This is a genomic window from Streptomyces sp. NBC_00554 (genome assembly GCF_041431135.1).
Classification (GTDB): Bacteria; Actinomycetota; Actinomycetes; order Streptomycetales; family Streptomycetaceae; genus Streptomyces.
This window is the reverse complement of record NZ_CP107799.1, coordinates 9,555,259-9,575,571: the sequence shown is the minus strand read 5'-3', so window position 1 is coordinate 9,575,571 and position 20,313 is coordinate 9,555,259. Positions and strand designations below refer to the sequence as shown.

Annotated in this window: 17 protein-coding genes and 1 pseudogene; 10 read left to right on the top strand and 8 right to left on the bottom strand. The window is 68.0% G+C overall.

The annotated features are described in order from the left end of the window. The first annotated feature begins 25 nt into the window (after positions 1 to 25). The 7 genes from OG266_RS42575 to OG266_RS42545 all read left to right on the top strand — a co-directional run bounded on the left by OG266_RS42575 (position 26) and on the right by OG266_RS42545 (position 10,354). Complete coding sequence (locus OG266_RS42575; RefSeq protein ID WP_371552212.1) at positions 26 to 1,534, top strand: aldehyde dehydrogenase; 1,509 nt, start codon at positions 26 to 28, stop codon at positions 1,532 to 1,534. Next, positions 1,519 to 2,409: an NAD(P)-dependent oxidoreductase gene (locus OG266_RS42570; protein ID WP_371553162.1), complete on the top strand. Its 891-nt coding sequence runs from the start codon at positions 1,519 to 1,521 to the stop codon at positions 2,407 to 2,409. Before OG266_RS42575 ends, OG266_RS42570 begins: the two co-directional genes overlap by 16 nt. After that, positions 2,406 to 3,416 carry an NADP-dependent oxidoreductase gene (locus OG266_RS42565; RefSeq protein ID WP_266469988.1) on the top strand — a complete coding sequence of 337 codons (1,011 nt, stop codon included), beginning with the start codon at positions 2,406 to 2,408 and terminating at the stop codon, positions 3,414 to 3,416. Before OG266_RS42570 ends, OG266_RS42565 begins: the two co-directional genes overlap by 4 nt. A 49-nt stretch (positions 3,417 to 3,465) precedes the next feature. Further along, on the top strand, positions 3,466 to 4,503 hold the full coding sequence (locus OG266_RS42560; RefSeq protein ID WP_266469986.1) for a dihydrodipicolinate reductase: 1,038 nt from the start codon (positions 3,466 to 3,468) through the stop codon (positions 4,501 to 4,503). A 49-nt stretch (positions 4,504 to 4,552) separates the two neighbouring features. Further along, the gene (locus OG266_RS42555; RefSeq protein ID WP_266469985.1) at positions 4,553 to 5,701 is read left to right on the top strand and encodes a saccharopine dehydrogenase family protein; all 1,149 of its coding nucleotides are present in this window, start codon (positions 4,553 to 4,555) and stop codon (positions 5,699 to 5,701) included. Positions 5,702 to 5,720: 19 nt separating this feature from the next. Beyond that, the gene (locus tag OG266_RS42550) at positions 5,721 to 7,274 is read left to right on the top strand and encodes a class I adenylate-forming enzyme family protein (RefSeq protein WP_371552211.1); all 1,554 of its coding nucleotides are present in this window, start codon (positions 5,721 to 5,723) and stop codon (positions 7,272 to 7,274) included. Between the two features lie 107 nt (positions 7,275 to 7,381). Beyond that, entirely contained in the window at positions 7,382 to 10,354 is a 2,973-nt protein-coding gene (locus OG266_RS42545; RefSeq protein ID WP_371552210.1) for a SpoIIE family protein phosphatase, read from the top strand. Here the strand turns inward: OG266_RS42545 and OG266_RS42540 are convergent. Beyond that, a complete protein-coding gene (locus tag OG266_RS42540; protein WP_266469979.1) occupies positions 10,336 to 11,199 on the bottom strand; it encodes a 3-hydroxybutyryl-CoA dehydrogenase in 864 nt (287 codons plus the stop codon). The two genes, OG266_RS42545 and OG266_RS42540, sit on opposite strands and share 19 nt — an antisense overlap. Before the next feature lie 27 nt (positions 11,200 to 11,226). Further along, the gene (locus OG266_RS42535; protein WP_266471013.1) at positions 11,227 to 12,378 is read right to left on the bottom strand and encodes an acyl-CoA dehydrogenase; all 1,152 of its coding nucleotides are present in this window, start codon (positions 12,376 to 12,378) and stop codon (positions 11,227 to 11,229) included. Positions 12,379 to 12,492: 114 nt separating this feature from the next. Between OG266_RS42535 and OG266_RS42530 the strand changes: the two genes are divergently transcribed. After that, positions 12,493 to 13,224, top strand: a complete 732-nt coding sequence (locus OG266_RS42530) for a TetR family transcriptional regulator (protein ID WP_371552209.1) — start codon at positions 12,493 to 12,495, stop codon at positions 13,222 to 13,224. Positions 13,225 to 13,277: 53 nt separating this feature from the next. Here OG266_RS42530 and OG266_RS42525 read toward each other — a convergent pair whose 3' ends face one another. Beyond that, positions 13,278 to 13,865 (bottom strand): TetR/AcrR family transcriptional regulator, encoded by a 588-nt coding sequence (locus OG266_RS42525; protein ID WP_371552207.1) that lies wholly within the window; start codon positions 13,863 to 13,865, stop codon positions 13,278 to 13,280. Between the two features lie 242 nt (positions 13,866 to 14,107). Between OG266_RS42525 and OG266_RS42520 the strand changes: the two genes are divergently transcribed. Further along, positions 14,108 to 15,739 carry a long-chain-fatty-acid--CoA ligase gene (locus OG266_RS42520; protein ID WP_266469977.1) on the top strand — a complete coding sequence of 544 codons (1,632 nt, stop codon included), beginning with the start codon at positions 14,108 to 14,110 and terminating at the stop codon, positions 15,737 to 15,739. A gap of 375 nt (positions 15,740 to 16,114) precedes the next feature. Here OG266_RS42520 and OG266_RS42515 read toward each other — a convergent pair. Beyond that, positions 16,115 to 16,355, bottom strand: a pseudogene (locus OG266_RS42515) (IS481 family transposase); the annotation flags it as partial. A gap of 25 nt (positions 16,356 to 16,380) precedes the next feature. Further along, positions 16,381 to 16,713: an EthD domain-containing protein gene (locus tag OG266_RS42510; RefSeq protein ID WP_266469976.1), complete on the bottom strand. Its 333-nt coding sequence runs from the start codon at positions 16,711 to 16,713 to the stop codon at positions 16,381 to 16,383. 65 nt (positions 16,714 to 16,778) lie between these two features. Between OG266_RS42510 and OG266_RS42505 the strand changes: the two genes are divergently transcribed. Beyond that, the gene (locus tag OG266_RS42505; RefSeq protein ID WP_371552206.1) at positions 16,779 to 17,375 is read left to right on the top strand and encodes a TetR/AcrR family transcriptional regulator; all 597 of its coding nucleotides are present in this window, start codon (positions 16,779 to 16,781) and stop codon (positions 17,373 to 17,375) included. Between the two features lie 78 nt (positions 17,376 to 17,453). On the opposite strand, the gene OG266_RS42500 is transcribed toward OG266_RS42505, so the two are convergent. The 3 genes from OG266_RS42500 to OG266_RS42490 all read right to left on the bottom strand — a co-directional run bounded on the left by OG266_RS42500 (position 17,454) and on the right by OG266_RS42490 (position 20,177). Continuing rightward, a complete protein-coding gene (locus OG266_RS42500) occupies positions 17,454 to 18,332 on the bottom strand; it encodes a phytanoyl-CoA dioxygenase family protein (RefSeq protein WP_371552205.1) in 879 nt (292 codons plus the stop codon). 97 nt (positions 18,333 to 18,429) lie between these two features. Further along, the gene (locus OG266_RS42495; protein ID WP_371552204.1) at positions 18,430 to 19,143 is read right to left on the bottom strand and encodes a hypothetical protein; all 714 of its coding nucleotides are present in this window, start codon (positions 19,141 to 19,143) and stop codon (positions 18,430 to 18,432) included. A gap of 44 nt (positions 19,144 to 19,187) precedes the next feature. After that, the gene (locus OG266_RS42490; RefSeq protein WP_371552203.1) at positions 19,188 to 20,177 is read right to left on the bottom strand and encodes an LD-carboxypeptidase; all 990 of its coding nucleotides are present in this window, start codon (positions 20,175 to 20,177) and stop codon (positions 19,188 to 19,190) included. Positions 20,178 to 20,313 lie beyond the last annotated feature (136 nt).

Sequence of the window (20,313 nt, the reverse complement as noted above, 5' to 3'; positions counted from 1 at the left end):
GCTCGTTGAGAGGAAAGCGATACCCATGAGCAGCACACGCAAGCCCGCACCCACGACGAAGGACGAATGGCTCGCCCTGCTCCAGTCCATACGCATTCCCCAGGGAATGTGGGTGGACGGCGACTGGGCGGGTGCCCGCAGCGGGGCGACCACTCCTCTCACGGCGCCGCGTGACGGCCAGGTCGTCGCGCACCTTCCGGCCGCCGACGAGGCCGACATCGACGCGGTCGTGAAGAGCGCGCACCAGGCCTTCGTCAGCGGCCGCTGGTCACGGCTCCAGCCGCGTGAGCGGGGCGAGGTGTTGATCCGCTGGGCAGACCTGCTGGAGGAGCACCGCGACGAGCTCGCGCTTCTCATAGCGCTGGAGATGGGCAAGCCGGTCACCGACGCCTGGGCCGTCGAGATGCGCACCGTCATCGGCCTCATCCGCTGGTACGGGGAACTCGCCGACAAGATCATGGACGAGTCTCCGCGCGGCCGGGAGAACGCTCTGGCACTGGTAACCCGGGAGCCCCTGGGGGTGATCGCGGCCATCACCCCGTGGAACTTCCCCATGACCCTGTCGACGTTCAAGGTGCCCGCCGCCCTGATCGCCGGGAACAGCGTCGTACTGAAGCCGGCCAGTCAGTCGCCCCTGTCGATGCTCCGCGCGGCGGAACTCGCCCACCAGGCGGGCGTTCCGGCCGGAGTGCTCCAGGTCGTCACCGGCAGCGGCCCGGTCACCGGCGCCGCTCTCGGCCGGCACCCGGACATCGCCACTCTGACGTTCACCGGCTCCACCGACGTGGGCAAGCAACTCCTGACCTACGCGGGCGAGTCCAACGCCAAGCCGGTCTGGCTGGAGCTGGGCGGCAAGTCGCCGAACATCATCTTCCCGGACGCCCCCGACATGGACGAGGCGATCAGGACGGCCGCCTGGGCGATCGCCTTCAACTCCGGTCAGATGTGTACGGCAGGGTCCCGGCTCATCGTCCACGAGTCCGTACGGGACGAGGTCGTCGCGGGTGTGGTCGAGCACCTCAAAGCTCTCCGCATCGGCGACCCCCTGGACCCGGCCACGCAGTTCGGCCCGCTGGCGAGCAGGCGCCACCGTGACGAGGTGCTGGCCGAGATCACCAAGGGCTCGGAGACCTCCGCCAAGCTCGTCCTCGGCTCCGACCAGCCACTCGACCAGCCCGGCTGGTACGTCGAACCAGCGGTGTTCGTCGACGTCCGGCCCGACGACCGGCTCGCCCAGCACGAGATCTTCGGTCCTGTCCTCTCCGTCCTCACCTTCACCGACGAGGCCGAGGCCATCGCGATCGCCAACAACTCCGACTACGGCCTGGGTTCGTCGGTGTGGACCGGCGATCTGAGCCGCGCCCACCGGATGTCGCGGGCCATCGAGGCCGGTCTGGTCTGGGTCAACTGCTTCGAGGAAGGCGACTACTCGGTCCCGTTCGGCGGGCGCAAGCTGTCCGGCCACGGCGCGGACAAGAGCGTGCACGGGCTGGAGAAGTTCACCGCCCTGAAGACGACCTGGATCGCGCTGTGAGAGCGACGCGGGTGAGCGTGCTCGGCATGGGCCTCATGGGATCGGCGGTGGCGAAAGCCTTCGTCGATGCCGGACACGACGTGGCCGTGTGGAACCGCACCCCGGCCAAGTGCGTGGCACTCGCGGACCAGGGTGCCCGGACGGTATGGACGCCGAGTGAGGCCGTGGCCTGGGGAGAAGTGACGGTCGCCGTGCTGTCCGACTACCGGGCGGTCGGGGAGGTCGTGAGGTCGATAGCCCCGGGGTGCGCGGCCGCCGGGACGGTGTTCCTCAACCTCACCACCGGGGACGCCGACGCGGCGGCGGACATGGAGAAGAGCTTCGCGTCCACGGGCATGACCTACCTGGACGGAGCGGTTCTGGCGTACCCCAAGGACGTCGGCACTACGGCGGACATCCTGGTCTCCGGCCCCGAGGCCGCCTGGCACACGTGCCGCGACGTACTCGCCGCGATGGGTTCGGGAACGGTCCATACCTCGGCGGCCATCCACGAGGCGAATGTCATCGACACCGCCGCCACGGGCAGCTTCTTCTGCACCGCCCTCGGCGCCTTCTACGAGGCGAGCGCCTACGCCTCCCACCACGGGGTTCCGGCGGACCGGCTCGCCGTCCACGCCCTGCGGTTTCTCGATCTGCTCCGCGCGGAGATCCCAGAGGGCGCGGGACAGATCATGTCCGGTGCCTACGAGACCGATCAGGCCACCATCCACACCTACGAGGCGGCGATGGCCTTGATCACTGACACCGCCCGTGCGATCGGCCACCCCGCGCACATCACCGCCGGATTCCTGGCGAACCTCCGGGCGGCACAGGCCGCCGGACTCGGTGACAGATCCCTCGCCGCCACCCATGAGGTCCTCGGGAGGGCCGGATGACATTCGTGACCCGTGAGATCCATCTGGCCTCCCGGCCGGTCGGCTGGCCCACCCACGACAACTTCCGCCTGGTCGAGACCGAACTGCCGGAGCCCGGCCCCGGGCAGATCCTCGTCCGCAACACCGTCATGTCGGTCGACCCGTACATGCGGGGCCGGATGAACGCAGGCAAGTCCTACATCCCGCCCTTCGCGGTCGACGCGCCCCTTGAAGGCGGGGCCGTCGGTGAGGTGATCAAGTCCTCCGACGACGCGTTCGCGGTCGGCGACATGGTCGTCCACGACCACGGCTGGCGCGAGCATGCCGTGGTCGACGCCGTACAGGCCACACCGATCGACACCGGCCGCGCCCCAGCCTCGGCCTACCTCGGTGTGCTGGGCATGACCGGTCTTACCGCATACACGGGCCTGGTGCGCATCGCCGAACTGGAGCCGGGCGACATCGTCTTCGTCTCCGGAGCCGCGGGCGCGGTGGGCAGCGCGGTCGGCCAGATCGCCCAGAACCTCGGTGCGGCCAAGGTGATCGGCTCGGCCGGCTCACCGGAGAAGGTCCGCTACCTCCTCGACGAACTCGGCTTCGACGCCGCCTTCGACTACCACGACGGACCGGTCGCCGAACAACTCGCCAAGCACGCCCCGGACGGCATCGACGTCTACTTCGACAACGTCGGCGGCGAGCATCTGGAAGGCGCGCTCACCCACATGCGGGACTTCGGCCGGCTCGCCCTGTGCGGCTCCATCGCGTCGTACAACGACGACAGCGCGATCCACGGGCCGCGCAATCTGGGACTCGCCATCGTGCGACGGCTGAAGCTCCAGGGATTCATCGTGTACGACAACGACGACCTGGCCGGTGAATTCCAGGCACGGGCCGCCGAATGGCTGGCGAACGACCAACTGACGTATCAGGAGACCTATGTGGACGGTCTCGATCATGCCGTGGACGCACTTCTCGATGTCTTCCGGGGTGCCAACCTCGGGAAGATGCTCGTGCGTCTCGCGCACTGAATCCCCTTGATGTCCCCCTGAAATTCCAGGTATTCCCGAGGAGTTCGGCATGCGGAGAATTCGAGCAGTCGTGTACGGCGCTGGCGCCATGGGTGCCCTGGCCACCAGGCTCATGACCGAAAAGGGCGTCGAGATCGTCGGCGCCATCGCGCGAAATCCCAGTAAGGTCGGCCGCGACCTCGGAGAGTTCGCCGGAATCGGCCGGCTCAACGTCCCGATCGAGGCGGATGCCGAACAGGTGCTGGCCACCCGCAGGCCGGATGTCGTCCTGCACGCGACGCAGAGTTTCCTGCCGGAGATCAAGGACCAGCTGGCGCTGTGCGTCCGCAGCGGCGCGAATGTGGTGACGATTTCCGAGGAGTCCTTCTATCCCTGGTCGTCCTCCCCCGGCATCGCCGCCGAACTCGACGCGCTGGCCAAGAAGAACGGCGTGACGATCACCGGCTCCGGCCACCAGGACTCCTTCTGGCTCCACCAGGTCAGCGCACTCCTGGGCACCGCGCACCGCATCGACTCCGTCTACGGCAAGGCCACCTGGAACGCCGACGAATACGGCGCGGAAATCATCCAGAGCAAGCACGTCGGGGAGACCCTGGAGCAGTTCCAGGAGTCCATCGCGTCCGAGCACCGCCCGCCGACCTTCGGCGGCAACCTGCTCTCGGCGCTGGCCCAGGCCACGGGCCTGACCCCGAAGGAACGGAAGACGGAGGTGAGCCCGGTCATCGCGGACGAGGACCGGTACTCGAACAGCATCGGCGTCACCCTCTCCAAAGGAACGGTGATCGGTTACTCGGACATCGACGTGATGACCACCGTCGAAGGGCCCACCTTCACCTTCGAGATGTCGGGCTACGTCTTCGGTGAGGGCGAGAGCGACATGAACCAGTGGGTCGTCAAGGGCGAGCCCGACCTCTACCTCGACAACGGCCGGGTCCCCAGCTACACGACGACCTGTACGCAGTGGGTGAACCGCATCCCGGACGTCATCAACGCCCAGGCCGGTTTCGTGACACCGGACCAGCTGCCCCCGCTCCGGTACCGGGCTCTGCCGATGCAGAACTACGTCGCCCCCGGGACTCTCGCGTAGCGCGCAGCCGTACCGGCACGGACATCCACTGAGATCGAAGGAGACACACATGACACGCACCGTCGCGGTGGTCGGGCTGGGACAGATGGGCCGCAGCGCTCTCGGCATCCTGCTCGACCGGCTCCCCGACACACAGTTCGTGGCCCTGGACCGGTCCGAGGAAGCGGTCAAGCACGCGGAATCGTTGGCGCCGGAGCGGGTGACCGGGCGGATCACCGACGTCTCGAAGGGCGAGGTGGACCTGACGGGAGTCGACGCCGTCGTCAATCTCACGGGCCCCTTCTTCGCCGGTTCCGACGCCGTGGCGCGCGCGGCACTGGCCGCCGGTGCGGCCTACGTCGACATCTGCGACGACGTCGAGGGGACCGAGGCCATCCTGGCCCTGGACGACGAGGCGAAGAGGGCGGGACTTCCCCTCATCACCGGGGCCGGCCTCTCCCCCGGCGTCTCCAACTGGATGGCCAGCCGCCTGCTGGACGCCCACCCCACCGCGGACGGCGTCCAGGTCGTCTGGCTCGTCCACGAGAGCGACCCGGGCGGTCTCGCCCCGCTGCGGCACATGCTGCACATGGCCGTGAGCACCTGCCCCGTCTATCGGGACGGGAAGTGGGAACAGTCTGCCGGTTTCGTACCGTCGACCGCCGCGTCGTACGCGTTCCCCGAGCCGCACGGTGTCATCGAGGCCTACGACACCGCCCACCCCGAACCGGTCACGCTGTCCCGGCACTACCCGCAGCTGACGTACGCGAGCTGCAAGGGCACGCTGCGGCCCGCCTGGGCCAACGCCGCCTTCTCCACACTCGGCCGGATCGGCTTCGGCCACACCGACGTCACGGTCGACATCAACGGCACGCAGGTGGAGCCGGCCGAGTTCCTGTGGAAGCTGATGTGGGCCCGCTACAACCGCAAGCCCGAGAAGCAGCCGAGCGCCTCTTCCGCGGTCCTCGTCCAGGCTCTGGCGGGCCAGGAGGTCCTCGGCTCCCTCGCGATCACCGACGACGCCCCGATGTCACGCACCACCGGACTCGGCGCCGCCGTGGCGGCGGTAGTGCTCCTGGACCACGGTGCCCTGCCGGGCGCCTGGGGACCCGAGGCACTGCGCTGGGACGTCGCACTTCCTCTGTACGAAGACATCCTTGTGTCCCTCGCCGGCGAGGGCTCCCGCATCACGCGCGTGCAGCCCACGCCCGCGGCCTAGTCCAAAGGTTGCCGCCACCATGCAGACAGAGAATCGGAGCGAGCCGGTGCGGACGCTGCCGGCTGCCTTGCGCGGCTGGGCGCGCGAGAGTCCGGACCGAGTGGCCCTGCGCCACGGGGCCGAGCAGCTCACCTACGCCGACCTGGACGCCAGCGTCGACCGCGTCGCCGGAACACTGGCGGCGCGTGGCGTGGCCAAGGGCGACCGAGTCGTCCTCATCGGTCAGAACAGCGTGGCCTGGGTCGTGGCGTACCTTGCCTGCCTACGCCTGGGCGTCGTCGTGGCCCCGGCCAACAACCGCCTGAACCCAGGGCAGTTGAGCGACCAGTGCGAACTGATCGAGGCGAAGGCCGTCCTCTACGACGCCTCCACCGCCGAACTCGTGCGGGACAGCGCGCAGTCGGACCGTGAGGTGATCGAGCTCGGCGAGCTGCTCGGCCGGGCCGACGAGTCGGCCGAGCCCGCGGCCCCTGCCCTTCCGGACGCGCCGACCCCCGACGACCTCGCCCTCATCAGCTTCACCTCCGGCACCACGGGTGTCCCCAAGGGCGCGATGCTGAGCCATGAGGCCCTGTTCAAGGGCGCCCTCGCGGTCGCCGAGTTCCACGGCAGCACTCAGGACGACAGCACGCTGATCCTCGTACCGATATTCCACAACACGGGATTCAACGACCAGTTCGGGCACATGCTCGTCGTCGGCGGCCGAACCCATCTGCTGACGAAGTACCGTACGGCCGACGCGATCGCCGAACTGCGGGAGCGGCCGGTCACCTTCCTCGCCGCGGTACCGAGCATCCTGCGCATGCTCATGATGTCCGAGGAGGCCGAGCACATCTACGGCCCCGCCTCGAAACTCTTCTTCGGCGGCAGCCCGATGCCCGCGGCCTGGATCGACGAACTCCTCGACCGGTGGCCGCACTTGCGACTCACCCACGCCTACGGACTGAGTGAATTCACCTCGATCGTCAGTTTCCTGCCGCACGAACTCGTCGCCTCCAAGGGCGAGTCGGTCGGCCTGCCGGCGCCGCGCGTACGGCTCAAGGTCGTGGACGACCAAGGCCGCGAACGGACGGCGGGCCGGACCGGCGAAGTATGGGTGGCCGGACCCACCCGGATGATCGGCTACTGGCAGCGGCCCGAGCTGACCAACCAGCGGTTCCACGGACAGTGGCTCCGCACCGGCGACCTCGGTTACCTCGATGCCGAGGGCCTGCTGTGGTTGACCGGGCGGGTCGACGACGTGATCAACCGGGGCGGGGAGAAGATCCTGCCGTCCTTCGTCGAGTCGTGCATCGCCCAGCGTCCCGACGTCGGCCAGGTCGTGGTGTTCGGCATCGAGGACCCGGTTCTCCAGCAGCGCGTGGCCGCGGCCGTCGAGCCTCGCCCGAACGCCGGGTTCGACGAGCACGCCGCCCGTGACCATCTCGTACAACGGCTCCCCGACTACGCCGTCCCCGAGCGGTGGGTCGTCTACAACAAGCTGCCGCTGACGGCCTCGGGGAAGGTCGACCGCCGCGAGGTCGCGCGACAGGTCTCGCAGCAAGCGGCCTCGGGGGCACCTGGCATGCTGTGAGCCCGAAATTACTGGCCTTTCCGGGTAGAATTGGTGATTTCAGAGCGGCTTTTTGATGCACACCTGAGGCTGTTTCCTGCAGTGGCTCCAAGGCGGCAGGTGATGGAGTGAGCGAGAGTGAACCTCGCGCCACAGGTCCGGACACCTCGGCGGAACGGGTCCGGGAAGCACGGCTGCGCCTGCTGAAGACAACCGACGGCCTGGGCAACACCGAGATGCTGCGACTCACCTTGCATCAGGCCGTGGCCGAGCTCGGCGGCCTCGGCGGCATGGTGCACCTGTCCGAAGCGGCGGACCCCGGGTTGCGCCTGGTGGCGGCCGTCGGGCTCCCTCGTGCGTTCGCCGACGCATGGGAGGATCTCGCCCCGGACGAGACGACGGCCCCCGTCCTGGCTGTCCGGACCTGCTCCTTCGTATGGCTCCGGGCCGAGCCGGGGCTCCGGTCCAGGACGCTTTCCGAAGGCACCGGCCTGGCAGCCGTCCCCCTGCCCGGCCCGGAGGGGCCGATCGGTGCGCTGTCCGTCCTCATGGCCACGCTCGGCGAGCCGGACACGGACAAACGGCTGTTTCTCCAGGTGCTCGCCGATCGGGCCGCCGAGCGTCTGCGGCAGTCTCCGCCGGCCCCGAGTCCGGTGAGCCCCGCCTGGTGGCAGGAGCCGTCCGGTACCCGTCTCCAGCACGCCATGCGGGCAGTCGAGGTCGGAGTCTGGGACTGGGACCTTCGCACCGGCGACCTGCTTATGGACGAGGCGGCGCTGGCCATGAGCGGACTGGACCCGGACACCTTCGACGGGCGGATCGAGAGCTGGACCGCGCACGTCCATCCCGACGACGTGCCCGTACTGGCCGCCGAGGTCGACAAGATCATCGCGGACCGGGGTGTCTTGAGCTTCGAGTACCGGTTGTGCCGACCGGACGGCAGCATCAGCTGGATCGAAGACCGCGGACAGCTCATCTTCGGCGAGGACGGAGAGCCGGTCCGCATGATCGGGACCGCCTGGGACACCACGCAGACCCGCATGGCCCGGGACTCGGTCGGCCGAGCGCTGCGGAACATGAGCGACGGGTTCTTCGCTGTCGACGCCGACTGGCACATCACCTATGTCAACGTCCAGGCTGAGCGATTCTTCAGCGCCGCCGGGAATCTGCTGGGCCGCGTGCTGTGGGAAGCCGTCCCCGCCGCCAGCGCTCTCGGCCTGGAAAAGCGGTCCCGGCAGGCCGTCGCCGACGGCACACCCGTCGGCTTCGACATCCAGTCGCCCGCCACACATGCCTGGTATCACATGAGACTCGTTCCGGTCCCCGGCGGCCTGACGGTCTACTTCACCGACGTGACCGAGCAGCGGGCGCACGAGGCCGAGCACGCCCGCGCCGAACGCGCCGCGGTCGAACGTGCGGCGCGCATGGAGGAACTGACCAGAGCGCTCGCTCAGGCGCTCACCGTGCAGGACCTGGTCCAGGCGATCGCGGATCACGTGCTGCCTCCGTTCGGCGCCACGGGGCTGATCATCCAGGCCGTCGAAGGCGAGCGGCTGCGCGCGGTGGGGGCAGTCGGGTACCCGCAGGAGTACATCGACCGTCTCGCCAGACACCGGGTGGCGGAGGTGTCGCCGGTCGCCGAAGTGCTCCGCAGTCTTACCCCCAAGTTCATTGCCTCCCTGGAGGAGTTCACCCAGCTGTATCCGGAGCTCGCCGACTACCTCACCGCCGGGCGGAAGCAGGCCTGGGCGTTCCTGCCGCTGGTCGCCTCGGGGCGTCCCGTCGGCTGCTGCCTCATCTCCTTCGCCCGTCCGCACCGCTTCACCGACGAGGAGCGGACCTTGTTCACCGCGCTGAGCGGGCTGATCGCCCAGTCCTTCGAACGAGCCCGCCTCTACGATGCCGAGCACACTCGCGCCCAGGAACTGCAGCGCGGCATGCTCCCCCGCGCGCTGCCCGTGCTCCCCACGGTCACCGCCGCCGCCCGATACCTGCCGGCCGGCGAAGGCATGGAAGTCGGCGGCGACTGGTACGACGTGATCCCGCTTTCCGGAGCCCGTGTCGCCCTGGTCATCGGCGACGTCATGGGCCATGGCCTCGCCGAAGCCGTCACCATGGGACGGCTGCGCACCGCGGTCCACACCCTCGCCGACCTCGAACTGCCCCCCGACGAACTCCTCGCACACCTCAACGACCTCGTCAGCGACCTCGGCGACGACTTCTACGCCACCTGCCTGTACGCGGTCTACGACCCCAGCACCCGGGTCTGCACCTTCGCCGGCGCAGGCCATCCACCGCCCGCCGTCGTCGATCCGGACGGCTCCGTACGCTTCCCCCGGTTCACCCCCGACCCACCTCTGGGCGCCGCCGGCCCGCCGTTCGAGACCGTGGAGTTCGAACTGCCCGAAGGCAGTCTGCTCGTGCTGTACACCGACGGCCTGATCGAGTCCGCCGACCGGAACATCGACGACGGCATGGCCCACTTGGCGCGGACCCTCACCGCCGCCGTGGCCGATCTCGCCCAGCAACCCTCGTCCGGGTCGACTACCGAAAAGCGGCGGACCGGCCCCGACCGCCGGGGGAATGCCGCCGAGGACGTCAGCCGCGTGTGCGACGCCGTCGTCTCCGCTCTGCTGCCCGCCCAGGAGCAGTCGCTCGACGACGCCGCGCTGCTCGTCGCCCGCATCCACGGCCTCCCCGCCGAGGACATCGTCTCCTGGCCCCTGCCCGAACACCCCACAGCGGCAGGCGAGGCACGTCGCCACGTGCGCGAGCAGCTGGATCAGTGGCACCTCGACGACCTCGCCATGACCACAGAGCTCCTCGCCAGCGAGCTGGTCGGGAATGTCATCCGGCATGCGAAGGGGCCTTGCCGACTCCGCCTGCTGCGTGGCCAGTCCCTCGTCTGCGAGGTCTCCGACGGCAGCCCTACGACGCCGCGCATCCGCCGCGCCTCGGACACCGACGAGGGCGGTCGCGGACTCCAACTCGTCGCGGCACTTTCCCATCGCTGGGGCGCCCGCTACACCGCCACCGGCAAGTGCATCTGGACCGAACAGCTCCTGCCGGAACCGCCGCTGGATCAGCCGGCGTACCTGTAGAAACCACGACCGCTCTTGCGCCCGAGGTGACCCGCGGCGACCATCCGGCGCAACAGCGCGGGAGGTGCGTACAGCGGCTCCTTGTACTCGTCATACAGCGTGTCGGCGATGGACTCGACAGTGTCGAGGCCGACGAGGTCGAGCAGCCGCAGCGGCCCCATGGGGTGGGCGCAGCCGAGTTCCATCCCACGGTCGATGTCCTCGGCGCTCGCCGAACCGGCCGCGACCATCCGCACCGCGGCCAGCAGATACGGCACCAGCAGGGCGTTGACCACGAAGCCCGAGCGGTCGGGGGCCTGAATGGTCACCTTGCCGAGCTGCTCGGTCGCGAATCGACGCGTACGGTCCAGAGTGTCCTGACTCGTGGTGAGGGCGGGGATCAGCTCGACCAGCTGCTGCACCGGTACGGGATTGAAGAAGTGCATCCCGATGACCTGCCCCGGGCGCTCGGTGGCGACCGAGAGATCGACGATGGGCAGCGAGGAGGTGTTGGTGGCCAGGACCGCGTGCGGATCGGCGACGACCTTGTCCAGGGTCCGGATGACGTTGGTCTTGATGTCCCGGTTCTCGGCAACCGCCTCGATGACGAACTGACGGTCCGCCATGTCCCCGAGGTCGTGGGTGAACGAGAGCCGGGCGAGGGCGAGGTCGCGTATCTCCTCGCTGAGCTTGCCGCGCTGGACGCCGCGGTCGAGGGAGTCGGTGATGCGGCGCCGGCCGCCATCGGCGGCCTCGGGGGTGGCCTCGGCGACGAGGACGTCGACGCCGCCGCGCGCGGCGACCTCGGCGATGCCGGAGCCCATCAGGCCGCAACCGACGACACCGAGACGGGAGATGGTTTCCATGGTGGAGTCCTTTGTGTCTTGTGTGTCTTACGGCAGGTTGCGGGCCATCACGATGCGCTGGACCTGGTTCGTGCCCTCGTAGATCTGGGTGATCTTGGCGTCGCGCATCATGCGCTCGACCGGGTAGTCGCGGGTGTAGCCGTAGCCGCCCAGGAGCTGGACGGCGTCCGTCGTGACCTCCATGGCCACGTCCGAGGCGAAGCACTTCGCCGCGGCGCCCTGGAAGGTGAGGTCCTTGTCGCCGCGCTGGGACTTCGCCGCTGCCGCGTACGTCAGCTGGCGGGCGGCCTCGATCTTCATGGCCATGTCGGCGAGCATGAACTGGATGCCCTGGAACTCGGCGATCGCCTTGCCGAACTGCTTGCGCTCCTGGACGTAGCCCTTGGCGTAGTCCAGCGCGCCCTGGGCGATGCCGAGGGCCTGGGCCGCGATCGTGATGCGGGTGTGGTCCAGGGTCTTCATGGCGGTGGCGAAGCCGGTGCCCTCTTCGCCGATCATGCGGTCGGCGGGGATGCGGACGTTGTCGAGGTAGACCTCGCGGGTCGGGGAGCCCTTGATGCCGAGCTTCTTCTCCGGGGCGCCGAAGGAGACGCCCTCGTCGGACTTCTCGACCACGAAGGCGCTGATGCCCTTGCTGCGCTTCGTCGGGTCGGTGACCGCCATGACCGTGTAGTACTCGGACTCGCCCGCGTTGGTGATCCAGCGCTTCACGCCGTTGAGGACGTAGAAGTCGCCGTCGCGGACCGCCTTCGTCTTCATGCCCGCCGCGTCGGAGCCGGCGTCGGGCTCGGAGAGGGCGTACGAGAACATCGCGTCGCCCTTGGCGAGCGGGCCCAGGTACTTCTTCTTGAGGTCCTCGGAGCCGGAGAGGATCACGGGGAGCGAGCCCAGCTTGTTCACCGCCGGGATCAGCGAGGAGGACGCGCACACGCGGGCCACCTCCTCGATCACGATCACCGTGGCAAGGGCATCCGCGCCCGCGCCGCCGTACGACTCGGGTACGTGCACGGCGTGCAGGTCGGAGGCGACCAGGGCGTCCAGGGCCTCCTGCGGGAAACGGGCTTCCTCGTCCACCGCGGCCGCGAACGGCGCGATCTTCGCCTCGGCCAGCGAACGGATCGCGTCACGGAGCATGTCGTGCTCCTCGGACGGGCGGTACAGGTCGAAATCGTGGCCCATGGGCACACCCTTCACGACGATCGACGGGAATGGCACTGAGTACCCCACGATAAGGGTACTCAGTGCCACAGACAATGTCGTGACGCCTGAGAGCCGGGTGTTATGTTCCACATCATGAGCGAGGAGCGGGGCACGCACAGTGACACCGGCGGGGCTGCGAAGCCCGCAATGCGGGAGTCCCTCATCGCAGCGGCCTTCCAGCTGTTCCTGGAGCGCGGATTCGAGCAGACCACGATCGACGACATCGTCGCGCTCGCGGGGGTGGGCCGCAGATCCTTCTTCCGCTACTTCCCCTCCAAGGAGGACGTGGTCTTCCCCGACCACGAGCGTTGCCTGACGGACATGACCGAGTTCCTCCAGCAGCAGAGCCCTGACGGCGACCCCGTGGCGCACGTCTGCGACGCCGCCCGACTCGTACTGCGCATGTATGCCGAGAACCCCGCCTTCTCCGTGCAGCGTTACCGTCTGACGAAGAAGGTGCCCGGCCTCCGCGCCCACGAACTGTCCGTGGTGTGGCGGTACGAGCGCACTCTCGCCGAGTATCTCCGTGCCCGATACGCCGCCCGGCCGGACGGAACGCTGCGCTCCGACGTCATCGCGGCGTCCGTGGTCGCCGCCCACAACCACGCTCTGCGCTCATGGCTCCGCTCAGGCGGCCGGGGCGACGCCATCAAGGACGTCGACCACGCGCTCGACTATGTGCGCGACACCTGGAGCGAGGACCCGGCCGGACGCGGAATCGACGGCCGGGACGACAAGGAAGACGTGATCGTGCTCATCTCCAGGCGCAAGGGTCCGATGTGGCGGGTCATCCAGGGTATCGAGGCTGCGCTCGACGAGGCATGATGGCACCGAGTACCCCAGGATGGGGAATTCAGTACCCTGCCAGCTCAATGTGACTACTTCCGCCTGCGTCGCGACTCCACGAGCAGTTCGATTGCCTCCCCCGCCAGGGCAACATCGGCATCCAACCGGGCGCGGTCGCCGTATCCATGCCATTGCAGACAAAGACCATCAAGATGCGAGGCCACCATTCGAGCAAGCGGCTTCACGAGTTCCGCGTCATCGTCGTCCCCCAGAGCCTTACGCAGCACCTCGGCGAACCGGTCGATGAAGAGGTCGTAGGCCCGGGTGGCCAACCCCGGATGCGTGCTCTCCTGCCGCAGCGCCCACATGTACAGGTCGAACTGCGCACGCGCGTAGCCGTCGTTCTCCAAGTACCAGTCCATCGTGGTGACCAGGAGTGACGCCGCAGTTTCCCCCAGGCCGGAGCTCTCCTTGCTCGCGCCGATCCGTTCGAGCAATTGATCTGAAGCGTGTTCAAAAACGGCGAAAAACAGCTGCTCCTTGGTATGGAAAACGTAATGCAGAGTAGCCAGAGGCGCTTGGGCCGCGTCGGCGATACGACGAGTCGTCGCACCGCGCACTCCACGCTCCCCAATCACCCGCACCGTTGCCTCGATGTAGTCCTGTCGGCGCTGATCCATGGGAACCCGAGCCATCCGAGGACCTCCCTGATCTTTTGTCTGAGTCATATGAACGAGTCGCTACGTAGTCTAGACCTCTACCGTCTGCGACGAGCAGACACATGTCCGGATCAGGCAGGCGACCTCCGCGTTCCCCAGCCGGGCGAGGAGTCGATCCTATGACTTGATCACTTGACCAGAACCTAGGGTGCTGAATACGGTGATGACCGCTGTCTCTTGCCGCTGCTGCCAGGAGGACGTTCATGAACGCCGTCTCCCACACTCCGTTGACGCCGCTGTCCTTCTTGGACAGGACGGCCCGCGTATGGCCCGACAAGCCGGGAATCGTCTACGGGAACAGGAGCCTGAGCTACGGCGAACTCGCCACCCAGGCGACCCGCGTAGCCCAAGCCCTTCGCGCGAGCGGTGTGCAGGACGGCGACCGAGTCGCCTACCTCATGCCGAACCTGCCCGAGATGCTCGTCGCGCACTTCGCGGTACCGCTGGCCCGAGCCGTGCTTGTCGCCGTCAACACCAGACTCTCCGCCGAGGAGATCGCCTACATCCTCGACCACTCCGGCGCGAAGGTACTGGTCACTGACTCGGCCTTCCTCTCCACGGTCGCGGCCGCCGTCCAGGACGTCACGACGGTCACCGAGGTCATCGTGTTCGAGGACACCGAGGCGGGGGTGGGCACGGACGCAACGGCGAGCGCGGCTGTCGGATCGCGGCTGGTGAGTTACGCCGACTTCACGGCCCGTGGTTCCGACGACCCCATGGACTGGTCGGTCGAGGACGAACTCGCGCCGATCTCCATCAACTACACCTCGGGAACGACCGGCCGCCCCAAGGGGGTCGTCTACACCCACCGGGGCGCCTACCTGAACTCCTTCGGGGAGATCGTCCACTCCTCCCATCACCAGGACAGCGTCTATCTGTGGACACTGCCGATGTTCCATTGCAACGGCTGGTGTACGCCGTGGGCGGTCACCGGCATCGGTGGGACACACGTATGTCTGCGCGAGGTGCGCGGCGACGCGATCTGGCAGCAGATCCGCAAACACCGGGTCACCCACCTCAACGGGGCGCCGACCGTGGTCACCACGATCCTGAACGCGGCGCAGGCCGGCCATCTCGACTACCGGCTGGTGATCACCACCGCGGGTGCGCCGCCGAGCCCCACGACGATCCTGCAGATGGAGCGCATGGGTTTCGGGATCGTGCACGTCTACGGACTGACCGAGACCTATGGCCCGTACTCCGTCTGCCAGGCCCAACCGCAGTGGTCCACCCTTCCACCCGACGAAAGGGCGGTGGTCCAAGCCCGTCAGGGCGTCGGCATGATCCAGACCGAGGGCCTGCGCGTCGTGGACGAGGACATGGTCGACGTACCGGCCGACGGCAGTTCCATGGGCGAGATCGTGATGCGGGGCAACAACGTGATGGCGGGCTACTACTGCGATCCGGAGGGCACTGCCAAGGCCTTCGGTGGCGGATGGTTCCACAGCGGCGACCTCGGCGTCATGCACCCCGACGGCTACGTGGAGTTGCGCGACCGCGCCAAGGACGTGGTGATCTCCGGCGGCGAGAACATCTCCACCATCGAGGTGGAACAAGCGCTGATGAGCCACGAGGCGGTCCTCGAGGTCGCGGTGATCGGAGTGCCGGACGAGAAGTGGGGCGAGCGGCCGAAGGCGTTCGTCGTACTCAAAGCGGGCCTGCAGGCCACCGAGGCAGAGCTGATCGAGCACGTGCGAACGAAGATCGCCCGCTATAAGGCTCCGCGGAACGTCGACCTCGTGACCGAACTGCCGAAGACCTCGACCGGGAAGATCCAGAAGTTCGCCCTGCGCGAGCCGGAGTGGGCCGGCCGCACTCATCGCGTGCACGGCTGATGAGGAGAGCGCGGCCGTGGCGACACCAGGTTGCGGACTCATGGGCTCCGCGCCGGCGAGGGCAGGCACGTCCCTCGCCGATCGCCGTCACCACGGCCGCCCGGTCGCCGTACGCCAGGGCCGCGTGATCCAGGTACGAAACGAGGTCGAGCGCCTCGAACGAGAGGTCACCGACCGTCAGTTGGGCCTCCGTTGCGGTCGAGGTGAAACAGGTCCCGGTCCCGTCCCGGAGTTCCGCCGCCAAGAACGAGCATGGGGGCTTGCCCGCTCGAACCTCATCGAGCGGACAAGCCCCCCGGGGCGCCCCACCACGAGCCGTCCCCCCTGACGGGCCGGTGGCGGGCAGTCGTGTATTGACCCGCGGAGTTGTTGACTCTCGACCTTGCCGTTGGTCTGCGGCCGGTAGGCGCGGGTGAGTTTGCCGGCCGCGCCGAGGTCGGTCAGGGCCTGGCGCCAGGCAAAGCTCTAGCGGGAGGGCCAGGCGTTGTTGGTCAGGACCCGTTCGACGCGGTCGATACCCAATGCGGCGAAGAAGGCCGCGGCCCGTCGCAGGAAGGCGGCGCAGGTGAGCGCCTTCTCTCTCGTGGGCGTGGATCTCGCTGTAGGCGAGACGGGTGCAACCAGCACTGCCGCAACGCTCCCTAGACCAACTGCACCCTGCGGTCCAGAACGGCCGAATGAATACCGACGGACGTCTCCCGCATGTAGGCCGTCCGCAGTTCGTGCGCTTTCCGGTATTCCTCGGTTGCGAGGGCCTCACGCATCTCCGTCTCCGACTCGAAGCCGATCCGCACGATCGCGTCGATCGGCTCCTCCTCCCCGTCCGTCACGAGGTCCGTCAGGTAGTACTGCACGTACTCCTTGACCTGGGGAAGCGCCACATAGGTCGGTCCGTACTCCAGTTCCATGAATCGGCGAAAGTCCTCCGTGGAAATCTCCGGGCGCTTCCTGATCACCGTCATCAGCCTGAGCATGTCGCTACCACCTTCCTGAACACCTGTTCATTGCAAGCTATCATGAACGGGTGTTCAATGAATCTGTGACCAAGACAGACAACCGCGACCTGCGCTCCGAACTCGTGGCCGCCGCGATCGGCATGCTGGCGGAGCCCCAAGCGGTGGCCGTTCCGTCGCTGCGCTCAATCGCCCGGGCCTGCGGGGTGGCCCCCTCGGCCGTGTACTGGCACTTCCCCTCCGAGGCGGACCTGCGCTCGGCGGTGCTCGACGCCGAATACGCCTCGCTGGTCGAAGCGGTCGAGTCGGCGCTCGATGCCGCGGACGAGGCCGACACCCAGCTGGTCGTCGCCGGCGACGCCTACATTGCCTGGGGCGCGGCCCACCCGGGCGCGTACCAGCTCCTGTTCGAGAGCGGTGACGCACTGCCGGAGACCAGAGCCGCGCACGGCCCCCGCCTCCAGGCGCGCATCGTCGAACTCGCGCGGCTCGTCGACCCGGACGCACCCTTCGCCTCCGCACTCCTGCTGTGGTCGGCATGGCACGGTGTCGTCTCCCTACGGCTCCACAAAACCGAGTGGAACTGGGGAATGACCGCACAGGACGCGAATCGCCGGCTGGTCCAAGCACTGGCAACCGGCAGGACCAAGACGACCAATGCGGACAGGCCCACCGCTCTCTAGGAAGCCGCCTTGCCCGTCGTAGCCATCAACAACTCGCTGTGACTGGCACTTTCACAACACGCTCCAGCCGGCCGGTCACTAGAATGCCGCCGCGGCCTGGGCGGAGGACGGGTCGCCCTCAAGCACGTAGTGCGGGTCGGTCATCACACCGTTGACCTCGATCCAGCCCATGAACGGCGGGCTCGCCTCGTAGCCGAGAAGGCGCTGGACACGGTCCGGCAGCTGCTTGACGACGTCGAGGGGAACAGAGAGGTACTGGTTCTCCTCCTGCCGGAGGTAGGCCAGGTCGAGGGTCAGGGTCAGCCCGGTCCGGGAGATGTCGGTGTTGTTGGTGCCGCCGGCGTGGTAGGTCGCTCCCAGCCAGATCAGCGCGGATCCCGCCGTCATCTCCGTCGGGACCGTCTCCTCCTGGCGGGGGCCGCGCTCGTCGTCCCACAGGTGGCTGCCGGGGATCACCAGAGTCCCGCCGTTGTCAGCGGTGAAGTCGGTCACGGCCAGCATGATCTGCACCCGGGCCTGGCGACCGCCCTCCGGGTGGCGCCACTGCCAGACCGCGTCGTCCCGGTGCAGCGGCTGAGAGCCCTCGCCGGGGTGGATGTCGATGAGCTGCGTCACGCCGATCTGGATGTTCGGAACCAGCTCCGCGCGCTCCTCGCCGAACCACACGGGGGCCGGGATCTGGAGGTAGCGCTCCGCGGCACCGTAGAACAGCGGGTGGGTGATGAGATCAGCCATGCGAGGACTGTGCTTGAACAGGGCGCCGAGCCGACGCGTCTTGGCTCCGGCGAAGTCGTCCTGCCCCCAGCCGACCCGTTCCAGCTCCGGCAGGAGGTCGGCCTTGATCGCGGCGAGGAGCTCGCTGTCGATGAAGTCCTTCACGATCACGCCGCCGTCACGCGCGATCACATCGCACACGTCATCCACGGTCGTGGTCGGTTCGAGTGTGGTGAGACCCATGGTGTTGCCCTCACAAGTTCAACGATGTTGTTCGCCCGGGCCCGGTGCGGCGGAGGGGGCGAGAGAGGTCGATGGCACAGTGCACACAACATGCAGATCAAATGACCAAGTCATTTGATCCGATCGTGGCCTCAGGATGAGCGGATGTCAACGGCGCGTGGGCACACATCCGGCCGGAGTGCGGAATACGTGAGCGCGCATCCCGCACTCCGGCCGCCTTCTCCAAGACTTGTGACTCCGATCCAAAACTGAACCGCTCACGGCCTGCCAGGGCAGTGGAGGATCCCTCTTGTCGCTCGGCGGGGGTGTGTCGGTCGAGTCGGGCCGGCAGATCGTCCAGGTCGGTGGTGGTGAACTCCTTCGGAAACACCGCGGTGAGACGGTCGATGGCCTTCTTCCCCCGGTGGGAGGAGCCGTTGTCGACGGTCCAGAGGACACCTCTGGCGCTTGCATAGGGCTCTTGGGTCATGACCTGAGTGACCATGGCCATGAAGGGCACGATTCCGGTCTTCGGCTCGCAGCGGCCGAAGACCTTCGCATGGTGGACGTCGTAGGCGGCAAGGTAGGCCACGGCACCGCCGCGGCCGTACTCGTGGTTGACGCGCATCGCCCGGGCCTGGCCCGGGGCCGGCGTCGGATGGCAGCGGGCTCGGACGAAGGTCTTCTCGTCGCTGGAGGCGACGTACCCGTCTGGCCCGAGCGGGACACCCTCGAACATGCGGGCGTACAGATCCAGAACACGCCGGACCTTGGCGCGAAAGTCCAGGTCGCGGATGGTGATCCAGGACCGGTACTGCCAGGGCTTGAGCACGTCCTCGCGCAGCCCGCCGGACCCGCGCCAATCTCCAACAGAACTCAGCGTTCCGCGACCGCCGACTCGAGCAGGGACAGAGTCCGGTTGTCCGCGTCCACGTGTGCGCGGACGCCGAGGGGCAGCGGCAGGTTCGGCGAGGTGTGGCCGAAGTCGACCTGGGCGAGGACAGGGATGTCACGCTGCGCCAGAACGTCGAGCACAACGTCGCGCAGACCGACCTGGTCTCCGCCGCCCTCGTAGGGCGTGACCTCACTCGGGATGCCGACCACCATGCCCGCGATCCGGTCCAGCACACCGGACAGTCGCAAGGCATGCAGGTCGCACCAGATCCGCGTGACCGGCCGCTGTACCTCTTCCCAGAACAAGACGGCGCTGTCGAACCGTTCAGCGGCCAGTGCGAATGGTGTCGCCTGCAACTGGACCAGGCGGTTCAGCAAGCCGCCGACCAGTGGTCCCTGCGCGCGGCCCGGCCGCCAGGTTTCCCAAGTCCCCCTTGCCGGCAGCACGCCCGGCGCCTCGGCCTTGGTAAGCACACGGGCGTAGAGGTCGACGAGTTCGGACCGACGGGCCTCGTCGCCCAACGTGTACCAATCGCTGCCGAAACCGTGGGTGACGATGTCGGCGTGGAAGCCGACGAGGCCGGTCTTGGCGTACAACGCCATGTGCAGCAGCGAGATGTCGCTGTAGCCGAGGATCGGCTTCGGGTCGGCCCGGACCGCATCCAGATCGATCAAATCGAGATAACCAATGGTCGCCTGGCCACCGGTGTGCGCGACGATGGCCCGCACCTCCGGATCCCGGAGCAGCGCATTGAGCTCGGCAGCCTGCTCCGCCGGAGCGCCCGCCGCCCACCAGCGGCTCCGCGCGGGGTCGACCATCGGGCTGACCCGCACGCGGAAACCCATCCGCTCCAATATCGCCACACCGCGAGCGAGCAGCGGCTCCTCACCGGGCTCGAGCTGGCCCGAGGGCGCGGTGACGACCACGAGATCGCCGGAACGCAGCGCACGGGGACGACGGACCGTAGGCATAGGGCCTCCTTGTTGATCGACAACGGCGGAGAACCACGCAGGTACCGCTGGTACCGCCTCCCCGACGTGGTCAAGCCAAGCCCCGGAATCCCGGCAGGGGCCCACCAACCGCCTCAACGCTGACACGACGGTGACC